Origin of the sequence: Ammoniphilus sp. YIM 78166 (assembly GCF_004522215.1) — a bacterium.
In the GTDB taxonomy this organism is placed as follows: domain Bacteria; phylum Bacillota; class Bacilli; order Aneurinibacillales; family RAOX-1; genus YIM-78166.
Window position 1 is genome coordinate 44,688 of the sequence record NZ_SDLR01000004.1, and the last position, 16,992, is coordinate 61,679.

The following is a 16,992-nucleotide window of genomic DNA, read 5'->3' on the forward strand; positions in this document are numbered from 1 at the left end:
TTCCCCCTTTCGTTGCTTTAATACGCTGATCTATAAATCTTCTCAATGTCCTCCTGGGATAGCCAACGAGGATTGTTTTTAAGCAGCCTTTCAATTTTGCTGGCATCTTCCGCCATGGCCCCAATGGCCTCTTCCGGCACCTGGAAGGCGCGCATCCCTCTCGGAATATTCACAGCGTCACATAGGCGGCGCATGGCTTCTACCGCGCGATCCGCAGCTTCGAAGTCCGTGAGTCCGCTCACCTTTTCCCCTAGCGCCTCGGCGATGTCACGGAAACGCTCCACACAGCTGATCTTGTTCCACTCCATCACGTAAGGCAATAACAGCGCATTGCTCACGCCATGGGGAATGTGGAATCTGCCACCAAGCGGATAGGCCAGCGCATGAACCGCCCCCACGCCTGCATTTCCGAAGGCCATACCTGCCATGAGACTGGCTGTAGCCATGTTTTCGCGAGCCTTCATATGATTGGGGTTCGCATAGGCTTTAGGCAGGTTTTGCGCAATCAGCTTCATGGCACCCAGCGCAAGAGCATCCGTAATCGGGGATGCATGTAAGGAAATATAGGCCTCAATGGCATGCACTAAAGCGTCGATTCCACTTGCCGCCGTCACCGACTTCGGCATCGTCAAGGTCATTTCCGGAGAGACAATGGCTACATCGGGGAGAATATAATCACTTACTATTCCCTTTTTCAATTGGGCCTTCGTATCCGAAAGAATGGCGATATTCGTAACTTCCGAACCCGTTCCTGCTGTCGTCGGGATGGCAATAATCGGAACCCCTTTTTCCGGAACCAAGTCCGTTCCGAATAACTCGTCAATCCTTCCTGCAAATCGAGCAAAGGCTGACACGCTCTTCGCAATATCAATCGCGCTTCCACCGCCAACGGCAATGAGACCGTCATGCTGCCCTTTACGAAAAGCCTCGGCACACTCCTCCACCAGAGCGATTTCGGGCTCTGGCTTGACTCCGGTGTAAACCCCATTTGCAATCCCTTTCAAAATCGATTGAACTTGATCCACTACTCCTACCTTTTGAAGGATTTCATCGGTAACAATCAAAGGGTTATTCATATTTAGCCGTCTGGCTTCCACAAGCAGCTGTTGAGTTGCTCCTTCGCCAGTAATTAATTTGTTTGCCATTTTAAAAGTTGAAATATTCATGCTGTCATCCTCCTCCTTTGTCCTTTTTATAAGCAAGATTCATGCCAACTTTTTTGTTTTGGGTATGGTCTCATGCTAGCCAAGCAAAGACGGATATTCTTTCAGACACAAATACGACAAATTCGAACAAAAAAATAATCAAAACGCACGTCTTGATTATTTTTTCAATCGAAGGTTTCCCATTTTTTCATTTTCTGTACGATCGTGGCTTGACTAACTTGCAGGGCTTCTGCAGCCCTTCTCGTCGTTTTATATTGTTTCATGGCTTGAGTGATTAATTGCCGTTCCAGCTTTTCCGTGGCCTGCTTGAGGGGAATGATTCCCCCTTCTCCAACTTCCCCTATTCCCGAGCGCTGCAGAATTTCATCCGGCAAATCCGAAAGGCGAATTTGCTTGCCCTTGACCACGACAACGAGTCTCTCAATCATATTGATCAGTTCACGGATGTTGCCCGGCCAATGATACTCCGTCATCGCATCCAGGGCTTCAATCGTGATTTCTTTACGGAAACCATACTTGGCATTAAACTTGTCCAAGTAATAATCAATCAGCGGAAACAGCTCTTTGGTTCTTCTCCGCAAGGGAGGAATCATAATTGGCACGACACTTAAGCGGTAATAGAGATCCTCCCGAAATCTCCCTTCCTCCACTAAGCGCTTTAGATCCTTGTGGGATGCCGATATAATGCGCACATCTACGGTTTTGACATCAACGGACCCGACCGGCATAAATTTGTTTTCCTCAATCACCTTCAACAGCTTCACCTGCAGCTCCAAAGGCAAATCCCCGATTTCATCCAGAAACAGCGTGCCTTGGTCCGCCAATTCCAGCAGCCCCTTTTTCCCCTTGGGCGAGGCCCCCGTAAACGCTCCCGGTTCATACCCGAATAGCTCTGCTTCAATTAAATTGGCGGGCAGGGCGCCGCAGTTCAACTCGACAAAGGCTTGCTTGGATCGAGGGCTTTTCTCATGAAGGTATTTTGCTACCAGCGTCTTTCCTACTCCCGTTTCACCCTGGAGCAATACCTTAATGTCCGTTGAAGCCACCCGCTCCGCAAGCTGATAAACCTCCAACGTTTCCTCACTCATAATAATGGAACGGAGGATTTCGTCATAAGTGGCCCTGTGCATATTTCCTGCCGTTTGGCGAAGCTTCTTCAGGTCCTGAAGCTCCTCAATCTCATGCTTCAATCTTAAAAGCTCCGTAATATCTCGCACACTATTGATGACATATAAGATGGATCCCTGCCTCCCATAAATGGGCTTACCCGATACAATCACCTTTCTTTTATTTTTTGCCGTTTGCATCATGGTAATGGGCCGTTTTTGCTTCAGCACTTCGATAGACACCGATTTTGAAATATAACCCTCTCTAACCAGATCCTCCATATGAAAGCCCAGAACCTCTTCCGCCTTGATGTCGGTAATCCTTTCATACGCCTGATTGATCTTGATGGTGATGCCCTTGGCATCCGTAATATAGACCCCATCATATAAGGAATCCAGAATATCAGAGAACACTTGGCTTTGAATCAGCTGGGAATATTCCTCATCACTTAGCTTTGGCAAAGGGGATTGATAGGTGGGTGTAAGAGGATGGTGGAGGAGGTTGCCGATCCTCTCATTTATTTTTCCGTTCTCGATGGCCGCCTGCAAATCACTTGCTGCAAAAAATCCGACTACTTCCCCCTCTTCCGTTTGCACTTCCAGAACGTCATTCCCACTGGCCGCAAAGATTCGAATAGCATCCTGCACGGTATCGGTTGTCTTGATTGTCATGTTCTTTTTTACTTACCCCCCGTTCATTTCTATCCCACAATTAGGTTACCATAATTGCTTTCATCTCATTATGGAAAAAAAGCCATGCTCATGTGGAGACGGTCTTTCCAAACATGAAAAAGACCCCATCGCTCCATGCAACAAGGTCCTTTCATTCCATCCAACACATATTCATTTCTCTCATTTCTTATTAATTCGCCTTTGCTTTACGGTCATTACGGTTAAAGTTCACGACCAAACCTTTGAGCCAAGGCATCATATAACGGTCAACACCCCAAGCATAGGCGGCTGTTCCCATGCCCAATAAGATAAAGGCTACCGTGAGCAAAATCGGGTTGGTGCTTATTGTTCCTGCAAGCAGGAAGTTCAAATTCATGAACGCACCGGCGTAGAGCGCAACTGTCGTAAATGCACCGAGAATCAGTCCCAAGCCGACGGCCACTTCTCCCCAAGCTACCAAAAAATTGAACAGCTCTACATTTGGAAGTGCGAATCCTTCAAGGAATGCAGCATACCAGCCTTTTACTATAGGATTCTCGCCACTGGCTTTGCCAATAGCCCCTTTTAAATACCCTGTCGCATCAAAGTTTCCAAACGCCTTTCCCCATCCTGCCGTCAGCCATTGTACCCCTAACCAGATCCGAACGATTGTCCATAAAGGAACCATATAAGTGCTTCTCATTTTGTCTAACATCTTCATCCTATCCTTTCTCTCATTGATAGATTAAGTATCTCATTAAGCGTTTGATGCTTTTCTGAACCATTGACTCACCTCCTTGTTTACACTTTTAGTATACTTGATTCTACTTAATAATGTGATACCTTTCACAAAGTTGAAACCAATTGGTCATGACTTAGCTACAAATACTTCACAGTTTCTTCATAGCTAAGATAAAGACCGCCACCACTTGGGACCTTAATTTCCACCATCTCCCCCGCCATCATCACCGCCACCTGAATCCACATTATCATCTGGATCAGCAACAGGAAACATATAGCCACAACTCGTACAACTACTTTCTGCTACCGCAGTCTTCTCTGAACACCGGGGACAAACTCGATTGCTTTGGAACTTAATTTTCGATAATACAGCAATAAAACCAATTAACGCAATCGCTCCAATTAAAAACCCCATTCGATCACCACCCTTATTGGTCTAAGTGTTACTATTCTATCACATCGAGAACGCAAGATTTTAGACAGATGTATTTTCAACGGAGAAAATAGCCGTGGACCCGGATATGTTTTCCAACGGTAAAGTAGCGAAAAGGGGGCAGTCCCCAGTGGCCTTGCATAAAGTTTCCCTGAGCCCCTCCCAACTTGGTAATCCCTATTGCAAACACGAGGATCTGGAGGGCAAACAATGCCTTAATCGCTTCTGGGCCGACTATTAACTATTCTTCAATAGTACACCAAAAAGAAGCAGCGATGGCAACACTACTCCTCAACAATCGACATATGATCATTGAACAAAACTATCTTCAGCCACTCAGCTGCTATCTAATAGAAGCTTTACAAATGTTCTCTTCGAATACGAAATATGATTAATATTTTTATAGTAATCTTTTTTTATCTAAAGAGCGTATTTTTTTGTGAATGCATGTTTTCATGCTTATACAATCCACCAAGTGAAGCACCGAAGACCACGTGTCCAAAAAGTAATATTATTAGATTATTAGTAAAAATACAATTTCTTTATTAACTAAATGAATATCATTCCATTTTGTAACACCATTTAATCGATCAATTCTCTAGTTTAACTTAACTGCCCAATCGTACATAAAAAAGCAGTGGATGGATGCTGATCCCTTCCCCTGCTTTCGATCTCCGTTAGAATAATGACTAAGCTAAAAATACCCCCCTACAGGGTATTTTTAAAGACAAAATCACCAAAAGTCCACTGAACGTAAACATCTAAAATGGAAGCAAGAAGGCATAGATGGAAATTCTCCACCTATTAATTAAAATAGAGTAGGATTTCATTTTGTAAGTGGAAAAAATCCAACTATTAGCTCTGAAATCCAAATTTACAAGCTAAATTGAAGCTCTAGTTGCCAATTGTCCACTTATTTTGCTTTTTTTTCTATAACTTTTTCAGATAAATGGACTTTTTACCACTATATTTTACAACCCAACTTGATACACTCATCGGAACCGTTGCGCTAACCTGCCCTCCCCTCGGAATAAACTGAACACGTAGTCGAAGGTGAAGCTTTCCCATACATTAAGCATCCCTAGTCTCTCTAAAACATAAAAAGCAAAAGCTGCTGGTTTCTTATTAATTAATTCCACAAAGTTAAAACGACTTGATTACGACTTAGATACAAAAACTGAACGCCAGTGCTTCAGTTTCTACAGTTTAATCCCATTAGACATTTTTTCCATTTGAACTATTGCAAAAAAGCCACGTTCATGTGCGCTTAGCACAAAATATGGCTTTTCTTATAGGAAATCTTACAACCCTAATCCTTCATTAGATACCCACTAATAACAAGACGCTGGATCTCATTCGTCCCTTCATAAATTTGGGTAATTTTCGCATCGCGCATGAAACGCTCGACCGGGTACTCCCTCGTGTAACCATATCCTCCATAGACTTGCACAGCTTCGACTGTGACGTCCATGGCGATATCGCCGGCAAACAATTTGGACATAGCCGACTGTAGTCCATAAGGGATTCCTTGATCTTCGCGCCAAGCTGCTTGGTAAGTAAGCAGTCTCGCCGCTTCAATCTGGGTTGCCATATCCGCCAGCTTGAATTGGATCGCTTGTTGCTTGGCGATCGGCTTGCCGAATTGCACGCGTTCCTTGGCATAGGCTACCGCATGATCCAGGGCTCCTTGTGCAATGCCCACGGCTTGGGCCGCTATACCATTTCTTCCGCCATCAAGCGTCATCATGGCGATTTTAAAGCCTTCTCCCACTTCGCCAAGCAGATTCTCTTTTGGCACGCGGCAATCTTCAAAGATCACTTCGGTTGTGGCAGAAGAGCGGATTCCCAGCTTTTTCTCCTTTTTGCCTACCGAAAATCCTGGGAAGCTCTTTTCCACGATAAAAGCCGCGATGCCTTTATGCTTGAGTTCCGGATTGGTCTGGGCAAATACGATATAGATATTGGCATACCCGCCATTCGTAATGAAGATTTTGGATCCGTTAAGGATCCATTCATCCCCTTGCAAGACGGCGGTTGTTTTCATCCCCGCCGCATCCGAACCGGAGCCTGGTTCGGTCAGGCAGTAAGCGCCCATCCATTTTCCTTCTGCCATCCCCCGCAAATACTTTTGTTTCTGTTCTTCGGTGCCGAATTTATAAACCGGCCATCCTGCCAGCGAGCAGTGCGCCGACAGCGTGACTCCTACGGACGCATCCACGCGGGATAATTCTTCTAAGGCCAATACATAGCTGAGGTAATCCGCTCCAGCTCCGCCATATTCTTCAGGCCAAGGAATACCGGTTAGCCCGAGATCGGCCATTTTTCTCCATATCCCCATATCCCACTTTTCTTCCTCATCCCGCTCCGCTGCAGTTGGTGCGACTTCATTCAAAGCAAACTCCCGGACCATTCTGCGCATCATGTCATGCTCTTCCGATAAGAGAAAATTCAATGTTCCCCACTCCTTTTTTCTGTCTTTTTCTATTTTAATAGGGATGCCAAGGCTAGATCATATTCCCTCTTTAATTCCTCCACCACCTCGGACACCGGCTGAACCCTCTTGATTGCCCCCACGCCCTGGCCAGCGGACCAAATATCTTTCCAGGCCTTGGCTGAAGGGTTGCCTACCTGGGAGAAATCGAGGGAAGCTTTTTTCTCGAGCTTGTTGGGATCCAGACCCTCTTTGCGGATACTGGGCACCAGATAGTTGGCAGGAATGCCGCTAAAGGCATCCGTATAAATCAGGTCTTCCAGCGTGGACTCTGTGATCATCTGCTGATATTCTCGACTGGCCAGGCTTTCATCCGTGGCAATGAAGCGGGTGCCCATATAAGCCAAGTCTGCTCCCAGCGATTTTGCTGCGAGGATGTCCTGCCCCTTTGAGATGGAACCGGCAAGAATCGTAATCCCTTCCCAAAACTCCTTAACTGCTCCTATAAAAGCCATAGGATGGAGGGTTCCAGCATGGCCGCCCGCTCCATTGCAAACCAGGATGAGCCCATCCACCCCTTTCTCTGCCGCTTTTCGGGCATGGGCCAGCTGGCTCACATCCGAAAAGACAAGGCCCCCATATTGATGGACCAAACGAACCACTGGGCTTGGATCGCCCAGCGAGGTTATGACGATCGGAGGCTGATACTTGTCTATCAGCTCCAAATCCTCCTCATACCGCTGATTGGAGCGATGTACGATGATATTTACGGCCCACGGTGCAGCCTCTACCTCGGCTAACGCCTCGGCAATTTGTTTCATCCAATCCTCCAGGATTTCCGTTGTGCGGGCATTGAGCAACGGAAACGAGCCGACAATCCCCGCTTTGCAAGTCTCGATGACTAATTCCGGACTTGAAACGAGAAACATCGGAGCCGCAATGACGGGCAGCGACAGGTGCTCTGCAACACGGAATGGCAGCTTTGTCATGCTTTTGCCTTAAAGTCAGGAGTTCTTTTCTCTAAAAAAGCTGCGATTCCCTCGACTCCCTCTGCGGATTGCGCCATTTTGGCCAGCGATTGCGTTTCATTTTCCAATTGGGTTTCCAACGTTTCACTCCATCCGCTATGCAGCAAGCGCTTCGCGGCCCCCGATGCCGCCTTCGAGCCTGCAGCCAGTTGAGCAGCCAAGGTCTGGGCTTGTGCAAGCACCTCTTCGTCGGCCACGACCTGGGTCACCAATCCAAGTTCATAGGCTTCCTGCGCGGAGAGCACCCTGTTCGTCAGCGTCAGTTCTAGCGCACGCTTGAGCCCGACAATGCGCGGCAAAAAGTAACTGGACGACATATCCGGGGTCAGCCCTACCTTCGTATAGGCCATCGTGAAGCGAGCGGATTGGCTGGCTATCACCAGATCTGAGGCGATCGCCAGGCTCATTCCCGCTCCGGCCGCCACCCCGTTTACCGCTGCGATCACGGGAGCATCCATCCGCGTCAAACGCGAAATCGCCGCATGCAGATAGGTGGTGACTTCCTTAAGGTGAATGGGCAGCTGGGCTCCTTGCTCTGCGAAGCTGCGCAAATCCCCTCCCACGCTAAACGCGCGGTCTACTCCGGTAATGATTACGACCCGAATGTCAGGGGATTCATCACATTGCAAGGAAGCATGCATCAGTTCTTTGGCCAGCTCCAGATTCATCGCATTGGCTGCCTCTGGGCGGCAGAGCCTAATCGTGGCCACATTTTCGGCAACCTCAAAATGAAGTGTTCGATATTCCATTTTACCTGCCTCCTACCGTGAAAAAGTTTTTTTGCTGCAGTAATCCCATCTGAATGGCTTCAAAGGTCAATTCGTCCCTAAACTTCGGGTGCGCGATGCGGATCAGCGCTTCGGTCCGCTCTTTGATCGTTTTGCCTTTCAGCTCGGCTTTTCCATACTCCGTCACAATCGTATCCACATCGTTCTTGGAGGTCGTGACCACGGCCCCTTTCGGCAGGGTCGGAACGATTTTGGAAATCGTGTCATCCTTCGCTGTAGAGTATAGGCAGATGATGCCGCGGCCATGCTTCGAGAGTCTCACACCCTTGGCAAAATCCGCTTGGCCTCCGGAGGAAGAATAATATTTTCCATTGATCGTTTCCGAATTGCACTGACCCAGGAAATCGACCTCTACGGTTGCATTCACGGATACCAGGTGATCGATTTGGGCGATATTGCAGATGTGATTGGATACACTGCACGGCAGCATGTAGATATCTTTATTTTCATGCATGAAATCATACAGTCGCTTAGTACCGAAAGCGAAGGTGGCCGTGGTTTTTCCTTTATACATCGACTTGTTCGAATTGGTAATGGCACCGGATTCATACAAGTCTACAATCTTATCCGGGAGCATTTCCGTATAGACGCCGAGATCGCGATGATCAGCCAAAAATTCCATGACCGCGTTCGGCATCGCCCCAATGCCGATTTGCAGATTATCCCCGTTTCGGATCAGATCGGCAATCGTCCGTCCGATTTGGTAATCTTTTTCGCCTAGCGTAGGATTGGCCACCGTGGGAATCGGAAAATGATTTTCAATGAGGACAGACACTTGGCTGATATGAATCCGGTTCTGCTCGCCAAACGTGCGCGGCATGTTTTCGTTCACTTCCAGAATAATCGTTTTTGCCCCCTCCAAAAGAGGACCAATATAGGACAGGCTGGTTCCTAAGGAAAAATAGCCGTTTTCATCCATTGGGGAAACCGCGGTCATAATGACACGTTTCTGAGAAACTTGTTGCAGCACTGATGGGATATCGGAAAAGTGGTTCGGAAGCAATTCCACCCTTCCCTCAAAAAAACCTGGACGATCTTGGCGGCTCAAAAAAAGTGAAACTTCCTTCACGCGCTCCGTTTCCACGTCCAGAATCGGATAAGCGGTCAGCATGCGAAACAGGCGGTTGCCGGACAGGCCAGAATGACTAGGCAGAGCATTCAGCAGTGCCGGAGGCTCCCCTGGTGCGACCGGTACAATAATATCGTCACCTGGTTGAATAAAACGGACGGCATCCTCAGCCGTTAAGCGCTTCGCTTGATATTCAGCTTGATAACTCATTGCTTTTTCCTCCTCTGTTATTCGTATGTATAAAATCCGCGCCCGGTTTTCACCCCCAGCCAGCCGGCGCTTACATATTTCTTCAGAAGCGGGCATGGGCGGTATTTCGGATCTCCATAGCCCTGATGGAGCACTTCCATGATGGCGAGGCACACATCGAGCCCAATATAGTCAGCGAGCTTTAGCGGACCCATCGGATGATTGGCCCCCAGCTTCATGACCTGGTCAATGTCTTCAGTCGTTGCAACTCCTTCATAAAGGCAAAAAATCGCTTCATTAATCATTGGAACCAGAATGCGGTTAGCTGCAAAGCCAGGGGAATCCTCTACGCCGACGGGAATTTTCTCCAAGGATTTGGCCAAGTCTACAATCGCTTGATAGGTTTCTTCCGAAGTGGCCAAGCCGCGAATCACTTCTACCAGCTTCATCACCGGAACCGGATTGAAAAAGTGCATGCCGATAAACTGGTCCGGTCTCCCGGTTGCTGCAGCCAGCTCGGTAATTGGCAAGGAAGAGGTATTGGTAGCCAAAATCGCATTGGCAGGAATCGTTTGATCCAATTGCCGAATAATCCCCAGCTTGATCTCTTTATTTTCCGTGGCAGCCTCAATCACCAAATCTACTTCCTTGGCATCTCGCAAATCGGTAGAGCCATAAATGCGAGAAAGGATCGCCGATTTTTCTTCTTCGGTTTTTCTTCCTTTTTCCACCTCACGGGTCAGCTGTTTGGCTATTTTCTCAATCCCTTTTTGCACTCGCTCATCCGTTACATCATTGAGGAGTACCGACAGGCCGGATTGCGCCAGCACCTGTGCAATTCCGCTTCCCATTTGACCTGCCCCAACCACCATCAGCTTTTCAATTTTCATATCCCTCTCCCCTTTAATCTCTGTCTATAAAACGCTTACAACATCATTGTAATCGTTAAGAAGAGTTTCATGTTTCGAAATTTTCCGTTCGTAGCTTTTGATTTTTTTATCTCATTTCACAAGGTTGGAAAACATCGCCCGGTATTCGCTGGGGGTCTGGTTCTCGCTTCGCTTAAACGTCGTCGAGAAATAAGCGGGGCTGGAGAATCCAGTTTGGCTTGCGATGACATCCATTGGAAGAGAGGTCATCTTCAGGAGATTTCTTGATTTTTTCAATCGGTATTCTGTCAAGTACTCCACGAAGGTCAACCCTTGTTCCTCCTTGAATAGCCGGCTGAAATACGAAGGACTCAAGTAGACAAAATCCGCGACTTCCCTGAGCGTAATGGGCTCATAGTATCTTTGCTGGATATATTGAATGGCCGATTGGATGGGGTTCCCCAAGTCCGCTTCCAATCTCTCTTCCGGGGCGTCGTTTCGCTTTTCCATAATTGAAGCCGTTTGCTGAAGCAACTGGACTGCAATGAGCCGCTCAAGGGTTTGAAACAGCTCGCTTTTTTCAATCGGTTTTAGGAGGTACGCAGAGAATCCAGCATTGATGCAATCCTGTACGGTACAAAACATTTGCAGATGGGTCACCGCAATGACATGCGTATTAGGATGGTTCCTTAAGACTCTTTTCCCAAACTCGATGCCATCCATATCACTTAATGACAAATCTGTAAGCATTACGGCAGGGGACTTGTGCTTGACCAAGGTTAAGCCCTTTTCAGCCGAATCTGCCTCCCAGATGGAAAAATGGTGGTACGGGCTGTCTTGCAGAAGGGAGCGAATCCTCTGCCGCGTTTCAATTTCATCATCCACAATCAGAATATCAGCCACGGCTTATATCTCCCTTCCTGTCACTTGTCCCTCTCTCAATTCCCTGCGCAAAATCTTACCTGCTGAGTTTCTTGGAATTTCAGAAATCCATATATATTTCCTCGGCCGCTTGTAATTTGGCAGCTGGAGATGGGCCTTACAGAAATGATCCAGCTCCCGAGAAGTCAGCTCCGGACGATCACCCACGATATAAGCCGTCACGATTTGCCCCCAGCGATTATCCTCTTCGCCCACAACTACCGATTCCCGCACATCTGGGTGCTCGTTCAGCACGCGCTCCACCTCTTGGGGATAAATATTTTCCCCGCCGGTAAGAATCATGTCATCCGCACGCCCAATAACATGAAGATCTCCATCCTCATCCATGTAACCGATATCTCCGGTATAATACCAGCCCTGCTTAATGGCTTTTCTTGTGGCATCGGGACGATTCCAGTAACCTTTAAACGCTTCCGCCGAATCCATGCTGACAATAATTTCGCCCACTTCCCCTTTTCCCCGCACATCTTGATCGGCACCGATCAGCTTCATATGCTCGTGGATGCCAGGTTTTCCAGCACATCCTGGCTTCTTCCTTACATCCAGGAAGAAGGAAAAGGTGAAAATTTCCGTACTGCCGTAATGGTTAACAAACGAACGCGGTTTCATCAGCTCATCGCAGGTTTGTATGAGCTTTTCCGACATCGAAGCACCCGAGTAAACCAGGGAGTGGATCCTCGAAAAATCAGACTGATTAGCCTTGGGATGGAAAACAAGGTCATGATACATCGTCGGTGTCATAAACAAGCAGCTAATGCCTTCCTTCGTGATCAGAGCCAGCGACTCCTCTGCATCCATGTCAGGCAGCGGGGCATACAGACCATTGAGCAGCGTCATGGCCAGCAGAGAGCGCAGCCCAATGGTATGGGATAAGGCGGGGATGCCGAGCGTTCGGTCAAACATCTGGTACCCGCATTGAATGATATGGGCTACCGTGGAAGAATATTCGTTCTTATGGGTGCGGGGGACTCCCTTCGGCTTTCCGGAGGTTCCCGAGGTATACAGGATCACAGCCAGGTCATCATCGGAAACAAAATGAGTCTCCGTTTCATGACCTCCCGATTTCAGCAGCTCCTCGTAGCTGACGTCACCGATTCCAGCCTCGAGTCCAATGAAAATTGGTCGGTCATTGAACTTTTGCTTCCTGAGCAAATGCTTGCCTGCTTCCTCGAATACAATTAGCTTCGCCTCTAGATCATTCACGCAATATACGATTTCTTCTGCAGATGAGCGCAAATTGATCGGTGCAAAAACCGCTCCCAAGCGTTGAATAGCCCAGAAGAGGGCAACGGTTTCAATTCGGTTCTTCATCAGCACCATCACCCGTTCATGCGGCTTTAGCCCTAGCTTTTGCAGGGCGGAGGCCAAACGCTGGACTTCCTCATCCAGTTGGGCATAAGAATAGCGACGGTCCCCCTGCACTAAAACCGGATGGTGCGGGTACCGCTCTGCCGCCGAGGTAAACAATTGGTATAAATTCAATACAGCCAGCTCCTTTTCCGCTTATATCAAAGAAGGAGAGGAAGCCCTCTCCTTTTCATTACGCGCTTTTCTCTTGTTCCTCCGGCAGGTGCGTTTCCTGCGTTTTCTTAGCAAATAAGCTTTTCTTTTCTACGATGAAATATAGCACAACCCCAGCCAGCAATCCATAGGTAGCACCGTGAACTGCTAGCACGACCGCCATCATTCCGGCAACTCCTCGTTCGGTGTTCGTCTGCAGCTGCTCAATCCCTACACTAATACACACATATCCCGTAATAATCAGCGACAATGATAAAGCAATCGGAAGAATCGGCTGAAAAATACTGACGAGCGGAAGTATGAACAAAGCGATGAAGCCTGCAATCCAGAACGTTCCCGAGCCGCTATATATGGAATCCATCGCTGTTCTGCCATACTTATAGCGCTCCATCATGGTTGCTTGGACTGGTGTCCAGAGCGGACCCGCAAGTCCTGGATAAGGAGCAAAAAACGAATGCAGCAGGTTTCGCATGGCGGTAACGAGGTGAACGCGATCAACATTGATGTCGATGTGCTCATCTTTTCGCACCTTTGCCCCTTGATCCAATAGGGTATTCCCGACGATGATATCACCGAACGCAATAATGTAAGCGATTAACGCAGTAGGAACAGCAAGTAAAAACATGTCAATAGTCGGGAATCCGACCGTAAAAGGAAGGTAGTTCCACATATCTCCAAAAGCGGGCTGGGTAATCCCCCACTGCACATCCGGAAACTTATATTCCTTCACTCCCCAGCCAATCAGCATAGCCGCAATCATGGCAGGTACCAGGCCGTAGTTAGCAATGACTCTAGCGAACTTTGCCTTTTGTACAAGCGTTCGATACGAAAGCGAAAACAAAATGTAAACGGCTAACAAACTTCCGATAATTAAAGAAATGGGTGTATTATATAAACGGCCACCTGCTTGAATTTCTCCGGTCAAAGCCGCAATCCCTGCTCCGATCATAATCCCAGCCTTCAGGGAGTTGGGAACGATATTCACCAATTTCCCTCCCAACTTGGTAATCCCTAATACGAAGAAGATCGCAAACACGAGGATCTGGAGGGCAAACAATGCCTTAATCGCTTCTGGGCCGGGTTCAAACTTCCCTAAGTACAAAAGCACTACTGGTATAGCCGGCGTTATCCAGCCCGGAACCATCGCTACGCCTAACAGTGCCGGAAGCATAAAGCCAACTCCGCCAATAAAAACATACGCCAAGGCCACTTCATAAGGCAATCCAAGATACTGCGTCAGCAGCGGAATCATGCCTAAACTCACGACAAACATGATTAGTGCCTGTACAAACTCCGCCTTTTCCCACCGATAATGGATAAACGGCAATCGAACCTTAAAAGGTCCTACCGGCCAAAACGGTTGTTCCTGTCCATCTTTGCGTTCATTGAGTGCCATGCTCTTCTCCCCTTTTTTCTCCTACAGAATAGTAATGAAAACGGAAACATTTCCTTCAAGCCACTGTGATAGGCTTCCGATGTACTAATTATAGTGAAATTTACAAACTTTAAGTTTAAAATTTGTATTCGCTCTATTTTCATTTTTTTGCTAAAACATGTTGGTATCTGACTTTCCAAAGGCTGCACATCCAATACTTACAGTTACGGCACAGTACTCTCCCTCCGCATTCTCAATTGCTGCACAGATGTTAATGTCGTCCCCGTGCTATCGATCCCCGGACAACAAAAAAGTAGTGATCTCTCTCCCGTGTAAATGGGATACTGACCACCACCTATGTTTTTGGTAATTGATTTTTGATAATTTCTACTTCATCTTGTAGCGACTTTATATCCGCTTCGTTTTGTACTGATCGGGAGGAGAGCATTTCGATTACCCTCTGTTGTCTTGTCTGGGTAGCGGACAATTGCTTTGCTTCACTTCTTGCTTCAGTTCTACTGTCTATTAGCATGTGTTTCATTTCCCGTTGCTCTGATTTTATCTCTTTTACATCAGTTGTTAAATTATCTAGCTTTTCGATGATTTGCAATAGCAGTTTTTCATCCATTCTGATCACACTCCTCTGAAACCATTATATCAGACTTTATTAAACTTTACTTGCAGGAAGCAATTTTAGCTTATCTAATTTTAGTTATGCAGAGGATAATCAAGTCATCGAGTACGCCAAAATCTTATTTCATGGTGACCGCTTTAAATTTCAGGTTTATTGAACAACAAAGGGAGAATAAGGGTACAAACTTCTGTATCCTTTTTCTCCCTCATTTTATTTATAAGTTATTACGTTCCCTCCACCATAACATCATAAGTCTCTAGAAACTTCGTATTGAAATCTCCCTTAACAAACCCTTCATGCTCTAGCAATCTCTGATGAAAAGGAATCGTAGTCGAGATGCCTTCAATGACAAACTCATCGAGTGCCCGTTTCATTCTTTCGATCGCTTCCTCGCGGTCTTTTCCCCAAACAATCACCTTAGCAACCATAGAATCGTAGAACGGGGAAATCTCGTAGCCCGTGTAAACCGCGCTGTCAATTCGCACGCCGAAGCCGCCTGGCGGAAGGTACGCATTTACCTTACCTGGGGAAGGCATAAAATTCCTAGCCGGATTCTCTGCGTTAATCCGACATTCGATCGCCCATCCATCAATTTTCACGTCCTCTTGCTCGAAGGAAAGCGGGTAGCCTGCCGCCACACGGATCTGTTCTTTAATTAAGTCAATGCCGGTAACCAACTCAGTCACAGGATGCTCGACTTGGATTCGGGTATTCATCTCCATAAAGTAAAACTGGCCATGCTTGTCTAACAGGAATTCAACCGTTCCCGCTCCGTGATAGTTGACCGCTTGTGCAGCTTTGACCGCAGCTTGACCCATTTGGTCTCTTAACTCTTGATTAAGCGCGGGAGAAGGGGCTTCTTCTACAAGCTTCTGATGGCGACGTTGAATGGAACAGTCCCGCTCCCCAAGATACACCGTCTTGCCATATCGATCGGCCATGATCTGGATCTCCACGTGCCGTGGCTCTTCCAGATACTTTTCTAAGTAAACACCTGGATTGCCAAATGCCGTTTCCGCTTCTTTCTGAGCTTGGCGAATTGATTTAAGCAGCTCTTCTTCATTGGCGGCTACCCTCATGCCTTTTCCTCCGCCGCCAGCGGTGGCCTTCACAATCACAGGATAGCCAATGTCGCGGGCCACTCGAACTGCCTCTTCGACGTCTTCAATGATTCCTTCAGTACCGGGAACCGTCGGTACCCCGGCCTTGTTCATGGTTTCTCTCGCAACCGCCTTGGCCCCCATCTTGTTGATGGCTTCCGCATCCGGCCCGATAAAAGTAATCCCACACGCGGTAATAATCTCGGCAAAATCGGCGTTCTCCGCTAGGAATCCATATCCTGGGTGAATGGCATCCGCCCCTGTTAGGGTGGCTACACTGAGGAGGCTGGTCATATTTAAGTAGCTTTCCTTAGATGCTACCGGCCCGATGCAATAAGCCTCATCCGCCAGCTTTACGTGCAAAGCTTGGCGATCGGCCTGCGAGTATACGGCTACGGTGTCAATCCCCATCTCACGGCAAGCTCGGATAATACGGACTGCGATCTCTCCCCGATTGGCAATCAGTACTTTTTTAAACATCTTTCATCCCCACTTTGAACAAAGGCTGTCCATACTCGACCATCTGGCCATCCTTTACAAGAACCTCGACGATGGTTCCCTTCACCCCTGCTTCAATTTCATTAAATAGTTTCATCGCTTCTAATACGCAAACAATAGTGTCTTCCTGAACCTGCTGACCCACTTGGACGAAAGGCGCAGCCCCAGGTTCTGGAGCCGAATAAAAGGTTCCAACCATTGGAGAAACGATGGTTTGGGTGTTCTCTGTTGTGGCTGCTGGAGGTGTCGCTTGCACAGGAACCTCTGGGACTTCTTTCACTTCCTTGGTCGTTTCAGCAGACCCCTCGCTCTTGAGGATCGGCTGTGCTGCTCCTTCCTTTTTCGTAATCACCAGCCTCGTGGATTCGTGTTCAAATTCGAATTTGCCAATGGACGAGGACTCCTCTACCAGTTTAATTATTTCGCGTAATTCATGTGCTTTCAGCATTCG

15 protein-coding genes are annotated in these 16,992 nt (G+C 47.5%); all 15 read right to left on the reverse strand.

What is annotated here, in order from left to right:
- Window positions 1–17: 17 nt before the first annotated feature.
- Window positions 18–1,166 (reverse strand): iron-containing alcohol dehydrogenase, encoded by a 1,149-nt coding sequence (locus EIZ58_RS16815; RefSeq protein WP_134702059.1) that lies wholly within the window; start codon window positions 1,164–1,166, stop codon window positions 18–20.
- A 164-nt stretch (window positions 1,167–1,330) separates the two neighbouring features.
- Window positions 1,331–2,944 carry a sigma 54-interacting transcriptional regulator gene (locus EIZ58_RS16820; protein ID WP_134702060.1) on the reverse strand — a complete coding sequence of 538 codons (1,614 nt, stop codon included), beginning with the start codon at window positions 2,942–2,944 and terminating at the stop codon, window positions 1,331–1,333.
- A gap of 190 nt (window positions 2,945–3,134) precedes the next feature.
- The gene (locus EIZ58_RS16825) at window positions 3,135–3,644 is read right to left on the reverse strand and encodes a DoxX family protein (protein WP_240689146.1); all 510 of its coding nucleotides are present in this window, start codon (window positions 3,642–3,644) and stop codon (window positions 3,135–3,137) included.
- A gap of 216 nt (window positions 3,645–3,860) precedes the next feature.
- On the reverse strand, window positions 3,861–4,079 hold the full coding sequence (locus EIZ58_RS16830; RefSeq protein WP_134702061.1) for a hypothetical protein: 219 nt from the start codon (window positions 4,077–4,079) through the stop codon (window positions 3,861–3,863).
- A 1,327-nt stretch (window positions 4,080–5,406) separates the two neighbouring features.
- Window positions 5,407–6,549, reverse strand: a complete 1,143-nt coding sequence (locus EIZ58_RS16835; RefSeq protein WP_134702062.1) for an acyl-CoA dehydrogenase — start codon at window positions 6,547–6,549, stop codon at window positions 5,407–5,409.
- Between the two features lie 29 nt (window positions 6,550–6,578).
- The gene (locus EIZ58_RS16840; protein ID WP_134702063.1) at window positions 6,579–7,517 is read right to left on the reverse strand and encodes an NAD(P)H-dependent flavin oxidoreductase; all 939 of its coding nucleotides are present in this window, start codon (window positions 7,515–7,517) and stop codon (window positions 6,579–6,581) included.
- Window positions 7,514–8,305 (reverse strand): enoyl-CoA hydratase/isomerase family protein, encoded by a 792-nt coding sequence (locus tag EIZ58_RS16845; RefSeq protein ID WP_134702064.1) that lies wholly within the window; start codon window positions 8,303–8,305, stop codon window positions 7,514–7,516. Before EIZ58_RS16845 ends, EIZ58_RS16840 begins: the two co-directional genes overlap by 4 nt.
- Before the next feature lies 1 nt (window position 8,306).
- A complete protein-coding gene (locus tag EIZ58_RS16850; protein WP_134702065.1) occupies window positions 8,307–9,623 on the reverse strand; it encodes an acetyl-CoA hydrolase/transferase family protein in 1,317 nt (438 codons plus the stop codon).
- Between the two features lie 17 nt (window positions 9,624–9,640).
- Entirely contained in the window at window positions 9,641–10,492 is an 852-nt protein-coding gene (locus EIZ58_RS16855; protein WP_134702066.1) for a 3-hydroxybutyryl-CoA dehydrogenase, read from the reverse strand.
- 111 nt (window positions 10,493–10,603) lie between these two features.
- A complete protein-coding gene (locus tag EIZ58_RS16860) occupies window positions 10,604–11,374 on the reverse strand; it encodes a helix-turn-helix domain-containing protein (RefSeq protein WP_134702067.1) in 771 nt (256 codons plus the stop codon).
- A 3-nt stretch (window positions 11,375–11,377) separates the two neighbouring features.
- Window positions 11,378–12,895, reverse strand: a complete 1,518-nt coding sequence (locus tag EIZ58_RS16865; RefSeq protein WP_134702068.1) for a class I adenylate-forming enzyme family protein — start codon at window positions 12,893–12,895, stop codon at window positions 11,378–11,380.
- Between the two features lie 58 nt (window positions 12,896–12,953).
- The gene (locus EIZ58_RS16870; protein WP_134702069.1) at window positions 12,954–14,330 is read right to left on the reverse strand and encodes a solute carrier family 23 protein; all 1,377 of its coding nucleotides are present in this window, start codon (window positions 14,328–14,330) and stop codon (window positions 12,954–12,956) included.
- Between the two features lie 334 nt (window positions 14,331–14,664).
- Window positions 14,665–14,937: a hypothetical protein gene (locus EIZ58_RS16875; RefSeq protein ID WP_134702070.1), complete on the reverse strand. Its 273-nt coding sequence runs from the start codon at window positions 14,935–14,937 to the stop codon at window positions 14,665–14,667.
- A 230-nt stretch (window positions 14,938–15,167) separates the two neighbouring features.
- Window positions 15,168–16,523, reverse strand: a complete 1,356-nt coding sequence (accC, locus tag EIZ58_RS16880) for an acetyl-CoA carboxylase biotin carboxylase subunit (RefSeq protein WP_134702071.1) — start codon at window positions 16,521–16,523, stop codon at window positions 15,168–15,170.
- Window positions 16,516–16,989, reverse strand: a complete 474-nt coding sequence (gene accB / locus EIZ58_RS16885; RefSeq protein WP_134702072.1) for an acetyl-CoA carboxylase biotin carboxyl carrier protein — start codon at window positions 16,987–16,989, stop codon at window positions 16,516–16,518. Before accB ends, accC begins: the two co-directional genes overlap by 8 nt.
- Window positions 16,990–16,992: the final 3 nt, after the last annotated feature.